Source organism: Mesorhizobium sp. B2-4-2 (assembly GCF_006442845.1).
In the GTDB taxonomy this organism is placed as follows: Bacteria; Pseudomonadota; Alphaproteobacteria; order Rhizobiales; family Rhizobiaceae; genus Mesorhizobium.
On the sequence record NZ_VFVM01000006.1, the window covers coordinates 114,796 to 131,045 of the forward strand.

Below are 16,250 nucleotides of genomic sequence, written 5' to 3' on the forward strand. Positions count from 1 at the left end.
TTCCCTCAGAGCCTCCGTCTCAGAGAATCACAATCAGCGAATTACGCAACAAGTCCACAAGGGGAGAAGGGCAGTTCGCCCCCTCAAAACCGCTCCAGCTTCGCCCGCACCTTCGCCAGAAACGCGGCCCTCGTCTTCGGCGTCGAGGCGTCCATCAGATAGTGCGCCATGAAGAAGGTCCGGCAGCGCGTGGCGCACAGCGCGCGCATGCCGCGCAGCAAGGTTTTGCGCCCGGGCTGGCCGACGACGACGCTCCACCATGTCGGCGCGCCGCAGGTGGTGATGACGCCGACCTTGGTCACATGCCGCATCAGCGACTTGATCCGCCCCTTGCCGGCCGGCAGCTTGAAGGCGACGTCCGTCGCCCACACCCGGTCGAGCCAACCCTTCAGCATCGCCGGCAGCCCGTACCACCAGGTCGGATAGACGAAGAGGATTGCCTCGGCCCAGTTGAGCAGCTCGAAATGCGGCTTCAGCGCAAGGTCCTGCGGCGCCTGGTTGTTGTAGAAACGCCGTTCCTCGCAGCTCATCACCGGATCGAACTTCTCGGCATAGAGGTCGAGCAGCCGCACCTCCCAGCCCTTTCGCGTCAGCACCTCCACGGCGGTGTCGCGGATAGCGGCGCAAAAACTCTCCGGCACCGGATGGCAATAAACCACCAGCGCGCGCATCAGAATCTGTCCATGCTGGCCGTGACCTTGGCCAAGAACGCCTTGCGCGTCTCGTCGCTCGAAATGTTCATCGAATAATGCGCCAGATAGGAAACCGAAGCGCCCGGCTTTACCGTGGCGCGCAGTACGCGCTTGACCAGTTTGCGCGGCGGGTCCCCCATCAGCATGGCGCGGAACCGGGTGCCGCCATAGGTGGTGACCGCCGCGATCTTCCTGATGTTGTGCAGCGACGGCTGCGCCTTGCCGTCGACCAGCTTGAACGACACGCCGGGCAGGAAGACGCGGTCGAAGAACCCTTTCAGGATTGCCGGAAAGCCGTAGTTCCAGACCGGATAGGAAAGCACCAGCGCATCGGCGCGCAGCAGGCGTTCGACATACGGCGCCGCAGGGTCGGCGGAGCCGCGCGGATTGTGGTAGTCCAGCCGCTCCTGGCGAGAGAGCCGCGGATCGAAATCCTCTGCATAGAGGTCGCAGTCGTCAATCGCATGGCCGGCAGCCGTCAGTCGCTCGACGATCGTCCGGTGCAGGCCGGCATTGAAGCTGGTTTCGACCGGATGGGCGTGGACGACGAGGATGTTCATGGCGGAGCATTGCCTGGGTCAGCGCGAGGCACCCCCCTCTGCCCTGCCGGGCATCTCCCCCGCAAGGGGGGAGATCGGATTATCTCCCTGCTTTCGCCAATTGTCAGCGCGGCAGGTTGGCGGCAGCGCTTAAGCTGCCGATCTCCCCCCATGCGGGGGGTGAGGAGTGGTCCGCGCAGCGGACGGGAAGCCAATTTCTTGGCTTTCCGAGCGACGAACGCCCGAAGCGACAGCGAAGGGCCCGGGCCGGCAGGCCAGAGGGGGGTGTTCAAGCGCGAGCCTCTCCTCATCCCGTCCTCTGCAGCCCCTTGAACAGAAAAGTTCGTCCCGAACGGTAGTCATAATCCGGGTTTTCCCAGGCGATCATCTTGCCGGGATTGAGCAGTCCTTGCGGGTCGGTCTCGCGCTTGAAGGCGAGTTGCACCGCATCGGTCTGCTTCATGCCGCCCTCTTCCAGCGTGTAACGATGCGGGTTGAAGATCGGGCAGCCATTCTCTTCATGCAGGCGGATGATCTCGTCGAGCCGCGCCTCGGTGGTGAATTTGATCAGCGGCAGGCCGAAGCAGGTGATGTTGCCATCCAGCCGCACGAACTCCAGATGCGAGAACACTTCGCCCGGAAACATCGCGTCCATTTTCTCGACCAGCGCCAGCTGGTTGGGAAAGGGATAGAGCGACTGCAAATAGGTGATGTCGGGGTCGACCCGCAGCGCCCTGAGCGTCGTGTGGTTCCAGGCCAGTTCATAGGCCGGCGGCAGACCCTTTTTCTCCTCCGGCGTCGCCGTCGCGGCATTGAAGACCACCTCGCCTCCAGCCCGCCGCGTGAAAGCGAGAAAGGCGTCCAGCCCATGCCGCGCCACCATTACGACGCAGATGCTCTGCCCATCCTTCAGGAATTTCTGGTGCCGTTTGAAATAGAGCTGCGGCACCGGTGCCGCGATCGGCGTGATCAGCTTGGTCAGGATGCCGTCCTGGCAGGCCAGCGCGTTGCCGTAGCGCGCCGCATTCATGAAGGCGTCGAAGCCGACAATGATGTCGATCCACTCATAGGCCGCGGTCAGCGGCATCTCGACTTCCATGATGATACCGTTGGTGCCGTAGGCGTGGGTCACCTTGTGCAGATCCTCGCCGGTGAGTTCGAGCTCCCTCGGCTCGGCCTCCATGGTTACCACGCGCAGGCGCAGCACATTGCCGAAATCACGCAAGCCGCCGAAATTGATCGAACCGACGCCGCCCGAACCGCCGGCGATGAAGCCGCCGATCGAGGCGGTGTTGTAGGTGGAGGGTGAGAGCCGCAGTTCCTGGCCGGAATGCGCCCGCGTTGCCTTGTCGATGTCGGCCAGCACAGCGCCCGGCCCGGTCACCACACGCCCCGGCGCGATCGACTTGATCTCGTTCATCTCGGCGAGATTGAGCACGACGCCGCCCGAGAGCGGCATCGCCTGGCCGTAATTGCCTGTGCCGCTGCCGCGCGGCGTCACTGGCACGCCATGCCGGTGGCAGGCGGCGAGCACGCGGATCAGCTCGGCCTCGTTCTTGGGCGTCACGACAAGATCGCCGGTGACGTGATCGAGCTGCTGCTTCAGCACCGGGCTGTACCAGTAGAAATCGCGGCTTTTCTGCTGGACGATGGCCGGATTGTCGTCGAGTTTTATCCCGTCGAGATCGCGTTTCAGCGCGGCGATATCCATCAGTCCACCATCAGCTCGTCGAGTTCGGCATAGTCGGGCAGTTGCCGGTCGATCGCCCGCCCGGCGCGCACCACGATGCGATCCGATTCGGGCCGCGACAGCAATTCCGTCCAGCTGCGGCCCTTGAAGACGATGAAATCGGCATCGGCGCCGGCGGCAAGCGTGCCGAAACCATCGAGCCGCATCACGTGAGCCGGCGTTGCCGTGACGGCCTGCGGCCAATCGGCGACCGGATGATCGAAATGCAGGATGCGCGTCGCCATGCGGTAGACCTCCAGCATGTCGAGATCGCCATAGGCATAGAACGGATCGCGGGTATTGTCGGAGGCGACCGCGATCGGAATGCCCCTCGCCTTCATCTCGTGCAGCAGCGTTACCCCGCGCCAGCGCGGCGTGGTTTGATCGCGCCGCCGGTCCTGCAGATAGAGATTGCACATCGGCAGCGAGACGATCGCCAGCCCGGCTTTCGCCACCTTGTCCAGCGTGTCCAGCACCTCGAGGTCCGGCTGGCGCGCCAGCGAACAGCAGTGGCCGACGAGGATCTTGCCCTCGAAGCCGCTCCACAGCGACGCCTCGGCGATCTTCTTCAGCGAGATCGCCGCGACGTCGTCGGTCTCGTCGGCATGGAAATCGAGATCGAGGCCATGCTTGACGGCTTGGGAGAAGACATGGTCGAGCAGTTCTTCCAGATCCGGCACCATGTAGGTGACGACGCCAAGCACGCCCTTGGCGGCGGCCACCCTTTTGGCCAGCCTGTCGAACCAATTCTTGTCGCGCACGCCCTCGACGCCAATCAGGCAGGCGCCCTGCAACTCGATGCGGCCGCGCCACCTCTCGCGCATCGTCTCGAACACCGGCCAGGAGATTTCCTCCTGCGGCGGGACACTGTCCAGATGCGTGCGCAGTGCTTTGGTGCCATGCGCGTAGGCGCAGCGCAGCGAGAAATCAATGCGCCGCGCCACGTCCTCGGCACTCCAGCGGTCAGTGCGGTCGGCACCTGTGGCATTCAGCGCCCCGATGAAAGTGCCGTCAGGATTGGGTTTTCGCGGCCAGATATGGCCCTTGTCGATATGGGTGTGACAATCGATGAAGCACGGCAGCAGAATCCGCCCGCCGAGGTCGATCGCATCGGCAGGTGCGTTCGATCTGCCAGGAACAGCAATGCTGGAAATCTTGCCGTCGCCCACCGCGATGTCGGCAAGTGCGAAACCGTCGCCGTCGAAGGGCGCGGCAAGGCCAGGCGTGACGGACCGATGAACGCGTGCGTTGGCGAGCCGGTATGAACCTGTGTTCGGAATCAAGGCGCTACCGCTCCTGCTTCAGCGCGCTCTCGTGCCAGCGCCGTAAGATGAGATGCGAAATCAGCGACAGCACGAGGAAGATCAGGATGCCGGTCAGCGAGATCAGGAACAGCGCCGCGAACAGCCTGGGCGCGTTCAGCCGGTAGCCGGCCTCGATGATGCGCGAGGCGAGGCCCGAAGACTGGCCGGTGGCGCCGGCGACGAACTCGGCCACCACCGCGCCGATCAGCGACAGGCCGCCGGCGATCTTCAGCCCGCCGAGAAAATACGGCATCGCCGCCGGCAGCCTGAGATAGCGCAATTGCTGCCAGCGCGTTGCGCCGTTGAGCTTGAACAGGTCGCGCAGATTGCGGTCGACCGAGTTCAGGCCGAGGGTGGTGTTGGAGAGGATCGGAAAGAAGGCGACGATCCAGGCGCAGAGCAGAAGCTTGGTCGTCTGGTTGTCGACATAGATGTTGATCAGCGGGAAGATGGCCACGATCGGCGTCACTTGCAGCACGATGGCGAAGGGAAAGAACGACATCTCCACCCATTTCGACTGCGCGAACAGCACCGCCAGCCCGACGCCGCCGATGACGGCAAGGAGCAGACTGAGGAAGGTGATGCGCAAGGTGACCAGCAGTGCGGAGAACAGCAGGCCGGCGTCGTTGTAGAGTGTTGCCAGCACCACACCGGGACGCGGCAGGATGTATTGCGGAATTTCATTCCACACGCAGATACGGTCCCACAGCCAGATCGCCAGGATCATGATCGCCAGCGGCAGAACCCAGCGGCCGATCCGCTCGAGCCGCTCCTGGCGCGCGCGGCGTGCTTCCTCGGGGTCGAGTTTCAATACACCGTCAATGGCCGTCATGATGCGAGCCTGCAATTGAGTTGATGGCCTTGACCAGCACGTCGGACGTCTGCCGGCACAGCGCCGCATAATCGGGTGAGGTGCGAAAGGCCTCGTCGCGCGGATAGGCCGCATCGATGGCAAGCTCGTCGAAGATCCTGCCTGGCCGCGCCGCCATCACGACAACCCTGTTGGACAAAAACACGCTTTCGAAGACGCTATGCGTGACGAAGACGACGGTGAAGCGCTCGTCCTGCCACAACTCCAGCAGATCGTTGTTGAGCTTGAAGCGGGTGATTTCGTCGAGGGCCGCGAACGGCTCATCCATCAAAAGCACGCGCGGTTTGGTCACCAGGGCCCGTGCGATCGAGACGCGCATCTTCATGCCGCCCGACAATTCGCGCGGCACCGCGTTCTCGAAACCGGTGAGATGAACCCTTGCCAGCATCTCGGTCACCACCGGTGCCGCCTTGGCGCGGCTGACGCCCTTCAGCCTGAGCGGCAGCCAGACATTGTCGAAAACGCTGGCCCAGGGCAGCAATGTCGGCTCCTGGAACACGAAGCCGATGTTCGAGCGGTCGAGCGAACCGCCCGCACGCCAGTCGAGCATGCCGGAGGTCGGCGTTGACAGGCCGGCGATCAGCCGCAGCGCCGTCGACTTGCCGCAGCCGGACGGCCCGAGCAGGCTGAGGAAATCCCCTTCCCGGATCGTCAGGTCGACGTCGGCGAGCGCCGTCACGCCATTGGAAAAGACCTTGCCGACGCCCCGCAGCGCCAACAATGCCGGAGCCGTGTCGGACCCGTTCGCCGGCGCCTGCGCTACCTGTTCCCGCATCATGCTGGGACGGCCTATTTCTTCAGCTCGAGCCCGACGCCCTTGTTGACGAAGGCCAGCGTGTAGGCTTTCGTGATGTCGATGCCGGCGGGCGTGACCTTGGCCTTGACCATCTTGTCGTAAAAACTCTTGATCCGCGCCTCGTTCATGGCGCCGATGCCGAGCTTCTCGGTGTCGCCGGAATCGGCTAGGCCGAACTTCTTCATCTGCTCGATTGAGAAAGCGATCTGCTCATCCGTCATGTCAGGATTGTCTTTCTTGATCATGTCGTTGGCGGCCTTGTTGTCGCCGTAGAGATATTTGTACCAGCCCTTGGCCGAGCCATCGACGAAGCACTGGACCACCTCCGGCTTCTTGTCGATCGTGTCCTGCATCACCTCGATCGTCGTCGAATAGGTGTCCCAGCCATAGTCGGCGAGCAGGAACTGGTTGGGCACGAAGCCGCCTTCCTTTTTGACCGCGAACGGCTCGGACGTGACATAGCCTTGCTGGATCGACTTCTTGTTGGCGAGGAAGGGAGCAGTGTTGTAGGTGTAGGGCACGCGCTTGGCCGCGTCGAAGCCGAGCTCGATGATCATCCACTGGAAGAAGGTCTGCGCGCCCTCGTCACCCAGAATGTACTGCTCGGCGTTCTTCAGGTCCTCCCATTTGTCCAGCCCCTCGCCGGGATGGGACATGATGACCTGCGGATCCTTCTGGAAGTCCGCCGCCACCACGCGCATCGGAATGCCTTGCTGGACGGCGTCGAAGGCCGACAGCAGGTTGCCGCCCATGTAGAAATCGATCTTGCCGGCCAGGAGCATCGGCCGGCCGCTGACCTGCGGGCCACCCTGCATGATGGTGACGTCGAGGCCGCAGGCGGCATAGGTGCCGTCGGCCACGGCCTGGTAGTAGCCGCCATGTTCCGGCTCGGCCAGCCAGTTGGTGCCGAAGGTGACTTTTTCATTTGCCGCGGCACCAAGCGTGCTCGCTGCAAGCACGGCCACCGCCGCTACCGACATCTTCAGTTTTCCGTACATCGACACCACCACCCTTTGTTTGCTCCGGCGCGCCACGCGCCAGGCTCGACACCAGAGATTCAAGAAGCAAGACACATGCCACCGGCGTCTCGCGCCGGGACCCGCCCGCCTGCACCACAGCCATCTGCGAACGCCGGAAAGGTCGTGCTGCACCGGAGGCATCGTGCCTATTTTTTAAACGCCTGTCCACAATCGCACCGGCGACATGCACCGCCATCTTGAAGCTGTGATGAATCCAGTCTTAGGCTGGCGGTATCCAGGAGATTGCCATGTTCAAGTTCCTCACCCCGAAGTCGATCAAGCCGCCTTTTGCCCGCTACAGTCACGGCGTCGAAGTGCCCCCGGGCAAGCGGCTGGTGTTGTGTTCAGGCCAGGTCGCGATCACGGCGGACGACCAGATCCCCGAAGACGCCGGCGCCCAGGCCGAGCTTTGCTTCAAGAACATCGCCGCGATCCTCGGCGAGGCGGGGCTGGGGCTCGGCAATATCGTTCGCATCAACGCCTATGTCACCGACCGCGCGCATCTGAGACCCTATATGGATGTCCGCGACCGGCTTTTTTCGAACCCCGCGCCGGCCTCGACCCTGATGATCGTCAGCGGGTTTGCCCGGCCTGAATTCAAGGTGGAGGTCGAGGCCATCGCGGCCGGGTGATCGACACGCCGTGTATCTCGCGCTAGGTCTCACCGTTCATCGAAGAGGCATGACATGACCGTAGCAAAAAGACGTGTGTGGTGGGGTGACTATCGGACCACGGAATATGCCTCGATCGATCCCGAAGCGACGATCGCTGTGCTGCCGGTGGCGGCGATCGAGCAGCATGGACCGCATCTGCCTGTCTCGACCGACACCTCGATCATGAACGGCATGCTCGACACGGTGATCGCCCGCCTGCCCGACGATCTCGACATCCGCATCCTTCCGGTCCAGGCGGTGGGCAAATCGAACGAGCATCTTCACGCGCCGGGCACGCTTACTTTGCCGGCAACGACGCTGGCGGACGCCTGGACCGAGCTTGGCGTGTCGATTGCGCGGGCAGGCGTGCGCAAGCTGGTCGTCGTCAACTCGCATGGCGGCAACGAGGAGATCATGGGCATCGTCACGCGCGAATTGCGGGTGCGCGAAAAGATGCTGGCGGTGAAGACCAGTTGGCAACGCTTCGGCCGCCCGGCCGGCATGTACACCGAACTCGAGGACCGCCACGGCATCCATGGCGGCGACGTCGAGACCTCGCTGATGCTGCATTTCCGGCCGGATCTCGTCGACATGACCAAGGCCGACAATTTCGTCTCCAACGTCGCCAACGCGGAGCAGGAATTTTCGCTCCTGCGCCACACCGGCACCCACGCCTTCGCCTGGATCGCCAGCGATCTCAATCCGAACGGCGTGGTCGGCGACGCCAGCATTGCCACGGCTGAAAAAGGTCGGCTGACAGCGGAACATCAGGCTGATGGTTTTGTCAGCCTGCTTAGGGATGTACGCAAGGCGAAGCTCGCCGATTGGCTGAAGTAGCCCTACATATCGATCTTCAGTTCGAACGGTGTGCCTTCAAAGGCATCGGCGCCGCGCCCGATCGCTTCGATTGCCGCGATCATGCGGCCGCCTCGACCAAGCAGCGCGTCGGCCACCGCGATCAGCCGCGGATTTGGCGTCGCCGAAGGCGACAGCGTCCGCAACGTCCGGGCCAGCTCGGCCTCGTCGCGTTTCGGCGCCAGCGCGGCAGCGATGATATAGGCGGAGGCCGTCGAGCGGCTGATGCCGGCATAGCAATGCACGACCATCGGCCTCGCCCGGTCCCAGCGGCGCGCGAAATCGAGCAGGTTGCGCACATGCTCCTCGCCCGGCATGGTCATGCCATCCTGCGCCACCGCGATGTCGTGCATGACCAGGTGCAGATGATTTTCCCTCATGATCGAGGCCGGGCGGAGCACATCGGTGCCGGCGGCCAACAGCGACAGCAGCCGCTCGGCGCCGGTCCTCGCCACCGTTTCCTCGACCTTTGCCAGCGAGCAGACATGGATCATGGTTTGATACCTTCCGCTCCATCCTCGCGCCGGGCCGCCCATTCGGCAAGGGCGGATTCAAGCCGCAGCCACTCCTCCCCGTTCCCCGGCAGGCCGGCCCGCAGGACATGCGGGCGGTCGGTGAAATGGCGAAGCAGGATGCCGCGTTCCCCAAGCACAGAAAACAAGCCGGCGGCATCCGGCAGGCTGAAATAGCGGAACAATGTGGTGCCGCCCGCGACAGGCACGCCGAAACGACCGAACAGTCCGTCGAGCCGAGCCGATGCCTCCGCCAGCGACGCGCGCATCGCGTCCTGCCAGCCGATATCGGCAAGTGCGCGAATGCCATATTCCAGCGCCGGGCCGGCGACAGCCCAAGGTCCGAATTGCGTTTCCAGCCGCTGGGCCGTCGGCGCATCGGCAAGCGCAAATCCAAGCCGCAGGCCGGCCAGCCCGAAAAACTTGCCGAAAGAGCGCAGCACGACGATGCCGCCCTGGCCGACATAGCCGGCAAGGCTGTGTTCGCGCGGGCCGACATCCATGAACGCCTCGTCGACGACCAGCAGCCCGCCCTTGGCGCGCAAACCGGCGGCCAGCGCCAGCAGCCGGTCGCGCTCGACGATGCGCCCATCCGGGTTGTTCGGATTGACCACGATGGCCAGGTCGGCATCCGCCAGATCAGCGAAATCGCTGACTTCGGTCACCTCGTGCCCCGTGATTGCCGCCGCGCGGGCATGTTCGGCATAAGTCGGCCCCAGCGCGAGCGCCCTGCCCGGTGCGATGAGCGAAGCCACGCGTGGCAGCAGGATCTGCGTACCGGGCGCAGCGACGACATTGGCTGGCGAGGGCGCACCATAGCTAATGGCCGCGATCGCCGTCAGCTCACGCGCCCGCCCCGCTTCCGGCAATCGCGACAGCGAGGTGGCGGGCAGCTCGAAAAGCGGGTAGGAGTGCGGATTGATTCCGGTCGAGAGGTCGACGAAAGGCTGGGGGGCGTTGGGGAAAAGCGCCCTTGCCCGGCCGAGACTTCCACCATGGTCCACCGCTCCTTCAAGAAGCTTCATGTCAGTCCTGATCGCTTTCCTGTCATTGGCCATCGAATCCGCGCTGGGCTACCCCGACTGGCTGTTTCGCGCCATCGGCCATCCCGTGACGTGGTTTGGCAGGCTGATATCCTTTCTCGATCGCAGGCTCAACCGCGCCACTGATCCCGACGCACTGCGTCGCCAACGTGGTGTCCAGGCGCTTCTGGTCATCGTGCTGGTGCCGGCGCTAATTGGCCTGTGCGTGCAGATCCTGCTCTGGTTCATTCCCCTGGGACTGTTCATCACCGCCCTTCTGGCAACATCGTTCCTGTCGCAGCGGAGCCTTTATGAGCATGTCGAGGCCGTCGCCGATGCGCTCGACTCGGGCGGCCTCGACATGGGCCGCGCCGCCGTCTCGCGCATCGTCGGCCGCGATCCCGAAACCCTCGACAGGGCCGGCGTCTGCCGCGCGGCGATCGAGAGCCTGGCCGAGAATTTTTCCGACGGCATCGTTGCCCCCGCCTTCTGGACGGGCGTCGGCGGCCTCGCCGGCGGCGCCGCCTACAAGGCCGCCAACACCGCCGATTCGATGATCGGCCATCGCACGCCGCGCCACGAAACGTTCGGCAGGGCAGCCGCACGCTTCGACGATTGGATCAACCTGCCGGCGTCGAGGCTGACGGCGTTGCTCATCACGTTGGCGGCTTTCCTGGTGAAAGGCGCCGACGCGAAAGCCGCATGGCAGGCGGTGCGGCGCGACGCGAAAAAGCACCGCTCGCCCAATGCCGGCTGGCCGGAGGCGGCGATGGCGGGCGGGCTCGGCCTGGCCCTCGCCGGGCCGCGCAGCTATGGCGGCGTAACGGTCGACGACGCGTTCATGGGCGAAGGCGGCCGGCGCGAAGCCGACAGCATCGACATAAGGCGGGCGCTGAAACTTTATCGTGTCGCCGACTGCCTGTTGATCGCGCTGTTCGGCGTGGTTTCGGCGATCGTCATTCTGGCATGATCTCACCCCCCCCGTGAGTTCTCTCCCGAAGGGGAGGAAGGGAGCCGGCCTGCAACAGGTTCGCGCCTTTCCTCTCCCCCGTCGATCGGGGGAGAGGTGGCTCGGCGAAGCCGAGACGGAGTGGGGGTCGACGAGCTCGGCAGTCGCGGTTCTCGCACCCGCCGGGTTGCGCCTGCCTGTCTGCGGACCGCGCGTTCGATCACCGCCTTCCCCCAATCCGTCGCTGCTTCGCAGCGCCACCTTTCCTCCCTCCGGAGGGAAAGGAAGTGAGCCCTGCTGGAAGCGTTTGGCGACCAGACTTGAATGCTCATCCACAAAAGGGGACAACAGCTCTCAAAACTCCACCCCCTGCTGCGCCTTCACGCCCGCCGCGAAATGGTGTTTGGTCAGCCCCATCTCGGTCACCAGGTCGGCCGCCTCGACCAGCGCCGGCTTGGCGTTGCGACCGGTGACGACGACATGCAGGCCCTCGCGGCGCGCTTTCAGCGCGGCAACCACCTTGTCCAGATCGAGATACTCGTAGCGCAGCGCGATGTTGAGTTCGTCGAGCACGACGAGACTGATCGACGGATCGGCCATCAGCTCCAGCGCCTTGGCCCAGGCGGCCTCGGCCGCCGCGATGTCGCGCTTCAGATCCTGTGTCTCCCAGGTGAACCCCTCGCCCATCGCGTGCCAGACGACGCGGTCGCCGAAGGCGGCGAAGGCCTCCTTCTCACCCGTATGCCATTTGCCCTTGATGAACTGGACGACGCCGACGCGCTTGCCGTAGCCGAGCATCCGCAGCGCCAGGCCAAAGGCAGCCGTGGTCTTGCCTTTGCCCGGGCCGGTGTTGACGATCAGCAGCCCCTTTTCGACCGTCTTGCTCGCCACCTCGGCGTCTTGGACCGCCTTGCGCTTGGCCATCTTGGCGCGGTGGCGCTCTTCGTCCTTTTCGTCGATGTCGGTCATGTCACTTCACCTTGAGCGGCAGCCCCGCCACCATCAAAAGCACGGTCTCGGCAATCGCCGCGACCTGCTGGTTGAGCCGGCCGGCGGCGTCGCGGAACCGGCGCCCCAGCGCATTGTCGGGCACGATGCCTTGCCCGACCTCGTTGGATACCACGAACCAGGGTCCGCGCGGCCGCGACAGCATGTCAGCCAGCCGCCGACATTCGGCCTCTACATCATGATCGGCCAGCATGTGATTGGTCAGCCAGAGCGTCAGGCAGTCGACAAGGACCGGCTGGTCCTCCGGTAGGGCCTCGAGTGCACCGACAAGGCCAAGCGGTGCATCGATGGTCGTCCAGCCCTCGCCGCGCCGCGACCGGTGCAACGCGATGCGCTGCCGCATCTCGTCGTCATAGGCTTGCGCCGTGGCGATGTAGGTCCATGGCGAAGGCAAGGCCGTCATCAGCGTTTCGGCGTGCGCGCTCTTGCCGGAGCGCGCACCGCCGATGATGAAGGTCAGTCTTCCGCGATCAGGCAAAGCTGTCGCGCAGGCTCGTCGCGCTGCCGGTGAAGCGTCCGCGCACCACGCCGACGACAGCGCCGAGCACGAGCCAGAACACCAGGTTGGTTACGGTTACCGCCACCACGAACTGATGGTGCAGGCCTTCCGGAATCGGCGTCTCGAAACTGTCCGGCTGCGGCGCGCCGACAATATGCGGCGCGACGATCAACACCACGCCCAGAATCGCCAGCGGCAGTGATTTGCGGAAGGCGATCAGGGCAAGGCCGATCGCCGTCGCCGCCACCGTCGCCGTCCACCAGATCTGGCGTGGCAGAAGCTCGGCGGCAGGCATGGCCGGCAGTTCCGGCGGCAGGCCGAGGCCCGGCGCCAGCGTGAACACGGCAAAGCCGGCCAGTCCCCAGAACACGCCCTGGCGCCAGTTGCCGATGCCGCCGGCGAATTCCGAAACCGCGACCAGGACCAGCGCGAAGCCGATGCCGGTGACGATGTTGGCAAGCACGCTGAAGGCGAAGCGCTCGAAGCCGTCGGCCGGCGCCCAGCCTTCCTCTTCAGCCGGAACAGCTTCAGCGGCTGCCGGCGCGGCGGAGCTCATGGCATTGCCCGCCGGGGCGGCAGAGTTCATGGCGTTGTTGTCGGTCGGGGCCGGTGCGGTATGGTCGTGGTGGTGGCCGCCGCCGGCCTGTTCGTAGACTTCCGCCTTCAGGATCAACGGCACGGTGGCATAGGCCTGCATGCAGGCGAGAACGACACCGGCCACGAGCCCTGCGATCGCCGCGATGAACACGACGTTGCGAAACAGGTTCATGATGTCAAATCCCTATCAGTGGCAGGGAAACGCCATCGAGTGGCGATAGTCGTGCGCGGCATTGTGGACCGCGTCGATATGCGAGAAACCGACAAAGCCTACGACGAAAACGCCGAGCAGCGCCGCGAGCGCGAGCTGCAGGAGGCGCGACTGCGAGGAGATGGAGGCGCCGAGGGAGACGGAAGCGGTATTCATGTCTTGTCCTTTCACCCTCCACCCGAGGGCATCGAAGTCAGTTTCCTGTCGCCGGCAGGTCTCCTGGCTCGCGGATCAGCGCCCTTCCCCACCTTCCCGAAGAAAATCTTCAGTGGCATATGGAGAGGACTACCGCACACAGTTGCGGGGGCAGCCACGGCATTGGGCAACAAATCTGCCCGCACCGCATTCCCTCTTGGCTCCAATCGGAACCGACGACGAAGGTGACTATAGGGAAAATCGCCGCATCCGGCAAACCAAATTCCGACGGCGACAAGCGCTTTAGCGCCGTCCGGCCGCTTGCTCCGCTGCAATTGACAATTTCCGTGGCCGGGTGTCGGCTGCCATCCTCACAGGAGGCCAGCCATGCAGCCCGTCCAGAGCCAGCACGCCCCCTATAACGGCCTCACCCGGGCCGAGCCGACATTGCCGTCCTCGGCCTATTGGGATGCGGCGGCCTACCAGCGCGACCTCGACGCCATCTGGTACAGGAACTGGCTGCTCGTCTGCCGTGAAGCTGATCTCGCCCAACCGCTGGCTTTCCGCACCTTCCGTGTCGGCAGCCAGGAGATCGTCGTGCTGCGTGACGATACCGGCGAACTGCGCGCCTTCCACAACACCTGCCGGCATCGCGGCTCGCAGCTTTGCCAGGAACGCGAGGGGCGGCTGAGGGCGCGGCTGATCACCTGCCCCTACCACGCATGGTCCTATTCGCTGCGCGGCGAGCTCGTGCGCGTGCCATCGAAAACGCTGCCCGAAGGTTTCGACAAGGCGGACCATCCGCTCTATCGCGTCGCGCTGTCGGTCTGGCGCGGCTTCGTCTTCGTCAATCTCGCGGAAGATGCCGCCGGCTCGGCGCACTCATCCTTCGACCCGGCCTCCGGCGATCTCGGCAACTGGCCGCTGGAATCGCTGGTATCGGGCCATGTGCTGCGCAAGGTGATGAACTGCAACTGGAAGATCTTCTGGGAAAACTTCAACGAATGCCTGCATTGCCCCGGCGTCCACAAGGACCTGTCGCGGCTGGTGCCGATCTACGGCCGCGGCCTGATGGGCCGGCATGACGACCCCGAATGGACCCGCCATGCCGACAATGACGCGCCGGAATTTTCCGGCGGGCTGCGGGCGGGTGCCGAAACATGGTCACGTGACGGCCAGGCGCATGGGCCGGTCTTTTCGGGCCTGACGCCGGCCGAGCGCGCCGCCGGCCAGACCTACGCCACCAGCCTGCCCTCGATGTTCATCGTCGGCCACGTCGACTATGTCAGGTCCGTACGGCTGGTGCCGCTTGGCCCCGAGCAGACCGAATTGACCGCCGAATGGCTGTTCGCGCCCGACGCGCTCGCCGCCACCGACATCGACAACATCGTCGGATTCGGCACCCAGGTGCTGGAGGAGGATGCCGCGATCTGCGAGGTCAACCAGAAAGGGCTGCGCTCCATGCGCCATAAGGCCGGCGTGCTGATGCCGGAGGAGTACGACCTCCACCGCTTCCACGATTGGGTACGCGAACGACATGCTGCGCTTGTGCCGTAAGCTTCACAGCGACTTCGGCAGATACCGCCAGGTGACATAACCGCAGACCGCCGCAAGCAGGCCGAGCGTGACGAAAACCGAGCCTAGTCCGAAAAAGGCCAGCACCACCGAGTAGACCAGCGGCGGCGTCAGTTCGGAAAAGTCGAGATAAGTGCGGTAGACCGCAGCCATCTGCGCCCGCTCATAAGAGCGGACCGAGCGCATGAAGGCGGTCGAGCCCAGCGCGTCGAGCGCGATGGTGAAGAAGGCGCCGCACAGCAGGAAGGCGCCGGTGACGAGCGGCGCGCTTTCGCCGACGGCACCCGCCGCCAGCAGCACCACCGACATGGCGAAATAGGCAAAAGTCATGGTCCTGCGGCCGCCGAAGCGCTTGCCGGCCTTGCCCCAGAAAATCGCCATGAACAAAAGCGCGTTGCCTGCCGAAACCAGAATGCCGCCGGCAAGTTCGCCCTCACCGGTGATGACCATGAACAGCGGGCCATAGACGAAAAATGTCGTCCAGAAGCAGGAGCGGCCGAAGGCGATCAGCCAGGCCAGCCTCAGCCTCGGCTGCGCGACGAAGCGGCCGATATTGGCCAGCGGGTTGACTGGGCGCGTCTTGCCCGGCCGGATCGAGGGATTGTCGCCGAGCCGGTAGGTCCAGAACAACGCCAGCAGGGCCAAGGCGAATACGGCGACCGCGCCATGCGCGGCATAGATGCCGAAGCGCGTGTAGAGAAAGATGCCGAGCGTCGGCCCACCCGTCCAGGCAAACATCGACCACGCCATGCGCAGCGATTCGGCCTGCATGAAATCGGTCTTGCGGATGTGGTCCATGATGTAGAGGTTGAGCGTGATCGACAGCGCGCTGGCGCCCATGACACGGCACAGCATACCGGCCAATTGCCCGGCGAGCGTATGCGTGACGAAGAACAACGAGCCGATCGCCAGCAGGCAGGCGCCCGCCGTGTAGACCCAGCGCCGTGCGAAGCGCTGGATCAGCATCGGCATGAACAGGGTCACCGACAGGCCGAGCATCGCCACGATGGTGTAGAGGATCGAGACGATCTGCTCGTTGTGGAGGATTTCGTAGGCCTGGATCGGGATGACGCTCGACACCGTGGCGCGAGCGAAGGATTCGACCGCGTAGAGCGAGGCGAAGGTGCGGGCATCCGCGGCCTTGAGGGCCGGTAGCCAGATCGGATGGCGCACATGCGTGGACATTGCTTCCCCAAAGCAGAATCAGCAGCCAATCTGCGGCCATCAGTTCGCGACCGGTAACAGGAAACCGACGTGCCCCGGATAAAAACGAAGCCGGTCAAA

General features: G+C 64.4%; 18 protein-coding genes and 1 riboswitch. Of the genes, 4 read left to right on the forward strand and 14 right to left on the reverse strand.

From position 1 onward, the window contains the following. Positions 1–83: 83 nt before the first annotated feature. From FJ942_RS15555 to FJ942_RS15590, 7 genes are all read right to left on the reverse strand, one after another. The gene (locus FJ942_RS15555; protein ID WP_140516377.1) at positions 84–671 is read right to left on the reverse strand and encodes an NAD(P)H-dependent oxidoreductase; all 588 of its coding nucleotides are present in this window, start codon (positions 669–671) and stop codon (positions 84–86) included. Beyond that, positions 671–1,252 (reverse strand): NAD(P)H-dependent oxidoreductase, encoded by a 582-nt coding sequence (locus FJ942_RS15560; protein ID WP_140656966.1) that lies wholly within the window; start codon positions 1,250–1,252, stop codon positions 671–673. The genes FJ942_RS15555 and FJ942_RS15560 overlap by 1 nt, the downstream gene beginning before the upstream one ends. A gap of 286 nt (positions 1,253–1,538) precedes the next feature. Beyond that, a complete protein-coding gene (locus FJ942_RS15570; protein WP_140670248.1) occupies positions 1,539–2,942 on the reverse strand; it encodes an FAD-binding oxidoreductase in 1,404 nt (467 codons plus the stop codon). Then, positions 2,942–4,243, reverse strand: a complete 1,302-nt coding sequence (locus FJ942_RS15575) for a cytosine deaminase (protein ID WP_140898131.1) — start codon at positions 4,241–4,243, stop codon at positions 2,942–2,944. Before FJ942_RS15575 ends, FJ942_RS15570 begins: the two co-directional genes overlap by 1 nt. A gap of 4 nt (positions 4,244–4,247) precedes the next feature. Continuing rightward, complete coding sequence (locus FJ942_RS15580) at positions 4,248–5,096, reverse strand: ABC transporter permease (protein WP_140898133.1); 849 nt, start codon at positions 5,094–5,096, stop codon at positions 4,248–4,250. Then, positions 5,083–5,913 carry an ABC transporter ATP-binding protein gene (locus tag FJ942_RS15585; protein ID WP_140495612.1) on the reverse strand — a complete coding sequence of 277 codons (831 nt, stop codon included), beginning with the start codon at positions 5,911–5,913 and terminating at the stop codon, positions 5,083–5,085. Before FJ942_RS15585 ends, FJ942_RS15580 begins: the two co-directional genes overlap by 14 nt. A gap of 11 nt (positions 5,914–5,924) precedes the next feature. Continuing rightward, the gene (locus tag FJ942_RS15590) at positions 5,925–6,929 is read right to left on the reverse strand and encodes an ABC transporter substrate-binding protein (RefSeq protein WP_140495611.1); all 1,005 of its coding nucleotides are present in this window, start codon (positions 6,927–6,929) and stop codon (positions 5,925–5,927) included. A gap of 269 nt (positions 6,930–7,198) precedes the next feature. On the opposite strand from FJ942_RS15590, the gene FJ942_RS15595 reads away from it, so the two are divergent. Together FJ942_RS15595 and FJ942_RS15600 are read left to right on the forward strand one after the other, a co-directional pair. Next, the gene (locus FJ942_RS15595; protein ID WP_140555017.1) at positions 7,199–7,582 is read left to right on the forward strand and encodes a RidA family protein; all 384 of its coding nucleotides are present in this window, start codon (positions 7,199–7,201) and stop codon (positions 7,580–7,582) included. Between the two features lie 54 nt (positions 7,583–7,636). Then, entirely contained in the window at positions 7,637–8,440 is an 804-nt protein-coding gene (locus FJ942_RS15600) for a creatininase family protein (RefSeq protein WP_140547725.1), read from the forward strand. 2 nt (positions 8,441–8,442) lie between these two features. Here the strand turns inward: FJ942_RS15600 and FJ942_RS15605 are convergent, their stop codons facing one another. Beyond that, positions 8,443–8,952, reverse strand: coding sequence for a tyrosine phosphatase family protein (locus FJ942_RS15605; RefSeq protein WP_140817418.1), 510 nt, complete (start codon positions 8,950–8,952; stop codon positions 8,443–8,445). Then, entirely contained in the window at positions 8,949–9,995 is a 1,047-nt protein-coding gene (cobD, locus tag FJ942_RS15610; protein WP_140898135.1) for a threonine-phosphate decarboxylase CobD, read from the reverse strand. Before cobD ends, FJ942_RS15605 begins: the two co-directional genes overlap by 4 nt. On the opposite strand from cobD, the gene cbiB reads away from it, so the two are divergent. After that, the gene (gene cbiB / locus FJ942_RS15615) at positions 9,994–10,962 is read left to right on the forward strand and encodes an adenosylcobinamide-phosphate synthase CbiB (RefSeq protein WP_140516390.1); all 969 of its coding nucleotides are present in this window, start codon (positions 9,994–9,996) and stop codon (positions 10,960–10,962) included. The two genes, cobD and cbiB, sit on opposite strands and share 2 nt — an antisense overlap. A 333-nt stretch (positions 10,963–11,295) precedes the next feature. Here cbiB and cobO read toward each other — a convergent pair whose 3' ends face one another. From cobO to FJ942_RS15635, 4 genes are read right to left on the reverse strand one after another with little or no spacing between them, the layout of a single operon-like run. Then, on the reverse strand, positions 11,296–11,910 hold the full coding sequence (cobO, locus tag FJ942_RS15620; RefSeq protein ID WP_140495605.1) for a cob(I)yrinic acid a,c-diamide adenosyltransferase: 615 nt from the start codon (positions 11,908–11,910) through the stop codon (positions 11,296–11,298). A gap of 1 nt (position 11,911) precedes the next feature. Then, positions 11,912–12,427 carry a bifunctional adenosylcobinamide kinase/adenosylcobinamide-phosphate guanylyltransferase gene (cobU, locus tag FJ942_RS15625; RefSeq protein WP_140521135.1) on the reverse strand — a complete coding sequence of 172 codons (516 nt, stop codon included), beginning with the start codon at positions 12,425–12,427 and terminating at the stop codon, positions 11,912–11,914. Further along, on the reverse strand, positions 12,420–13,217 hold the full coding sequence (locus FJ942_RS15630) for a CbtA family protein (RefSeq protein ID WP_140555010.1): 798 nt from the start codon (positions 13,215–13,217) through the stop codon (positions 12,420–12,422). Before FJ942_RS15630 ends, cobU begins: the two co-directional genes overlap by 8 nt. A 15-nt stretch (positions 13,218–13,232) precedes the next feature. Continuing rightward, a complete protein-coding gene (locus tag FJ942_RS15635; protein ID WP_140495602.1) occupies positions 13,233–13,412 on the reverse strand; it encodes a CbtB domain-containing protein in 180 nt (59 codons plus the stop codon). A 35-nt stretch (positions 13,413–13,447) separates the two neighbouring features. Further along, positions 13,448–13,644, reverse strand: a riboswitch (cobalamin riboswitch). A gap of 134 nt (positions 13,645–13,778) precedes the next feature. On the opposite strand from FJ942_RS15635, the gene FJ942_RS15640 reads away from it, so the two are divergent. After that, positions 13,779–14,948, forward strand: coding sequence for an aromatic ring-hydroxylating dioxygenase subunit alpha (locus tag FJ942_RS15640; protein ID WP_140521137.1), 1,170 nt, complete (start codon positions 13,779–13,781; stop codon positions 14,946–14,948). Between the two features lie 3 nt (positions 14,949–14,951). On the opposite strand, the gene FJ942_RS15645 is transcribed toward FJ942_RS15640, so the two are convergent. Continuing rightward, complete coding sequence (locus FJ942_RS15645) at positions 14,952–16,151, reverse strand: MFS transporter (RefSeq protein ID WP_140495600.1); 1,200 nt, start codon at positions 16,149–16,151, stop codon at positions 14,952–14,954. Positions 16,152–16,250: the final 99 nt, after the last annotated feature.

Bases quoted from the DNA above. Each gene is read 5' to 3' on its own strand.
- FJ942_RS15555 (WP_140516377.1), bottom strand. From the start codon at position 671: ATGCGCGCGCTGGTGGTTTATTGCCATCCGGTGCCGGAGAGTTTTTGC.
- FJ942_RS15560 (WP_140656966.1), bottom strand. From the start codon at position 1,252: ATGAACATCCTCGTCGTCCACGCCCATCCGGTCGAAACCAGCTTCAAT.
- FJ942_RS15570 (WP_140670248.1), bottom strand. From the start codon at position 2,942: ATGGATATCGCCGCGCTGAAACGCGATCTCGACGGGATAAAACTCGAC.
- FJ942_RS15580 (WP_140898133.1), bottom strand. From the start codon at position 5,096: ATGACGGCCATTGACGGTGTATTGAAACTCGACCCCGAGGAAGCACGC.
- FJ942_RS15585 (WP_140495612.1), bottom strand. From the start codon at position 5,913: ATGATGCGGGAACAGGTAGCGCAGGCGCCGGCGAACGGGTCCGACACG.
- FJ942_RS15590 (WP_140495611.1), bottom strand. From the start codon at position 6,929: ATGTACGGAAAACTGAAGATGTCGGTAGCGGCGGTGGCCGTGCTTGCA.
- FJ942_RS15595 (WP_140555017.1), top strand. From the start codon at position 7,199: ATGTTCAAGTTCCTCACCCCGAAGTCGATCAAGCCGCCTTTTGCCCGC.
- FJ942_RS15600 (WP_140547725.1), top strand. From the start codon at position 7,637: ATGACCGTAGCAAAAAGACGTGTGTGGTGGGGTGACTATCGGACCACG.
- FJ942_RS15605 (WP_140817418.1), bottom strand. From the start codon at position 8,952: ATGATCCATGTCTGCTCGCTGGCAAAGGTCGAGGAAACGGTGGCGAGG.
- cbiB (WP_140516390.1), top strand. From the start codon at position 9,994: ATGTCAGTCCTGATCGCTTTCCTGTCATTGGCCATCGAATCCGCGCTG.
- cobD (WP_140898135.1), bottom strand. From the start codon at position 9,995: ATGAAGCTTCTTGAAGGAGCGGTGGACCATGGTGGAAGTCTCGGCCGG.
- cobO (WP_140495605.1), bottom strand. From the start codon at position 11,910: ATGACCGACATCGACGAAAAGGACGAAGAGCGCCACCGCGCCAAGATG.
- FJ942_RS15630 (WP_140555010.1), bottom strand. From the start codon at position 13,217: ATGAACCTGTTTCGCAACGTCGTGTTCATCGCGGCGATCGCAGGGCTC.
- FJ942_RS15635 (WP_140495602.1), bottom strand. From the start codon at position 13,412: ATGAATACCGCTTCCGTCTCCCTCGGCGCCTCCATCTCCTCGCAGTCG.
- FJ942_RS15640 (WP_140521137.1), top strand. From the start codon at position 13,779: ATGCAGCCCGTCCAGAGCCAGCACGCCCCCTATAACGGCCTCACCCGG.
- FJ942_RS15645 (WP_140495600.1), bottom strand. From the start codon at position 16,151: ATGTCCACGCATGTGCGCCATCCGATCTGGCTACCGGCCCTCAAGGCC.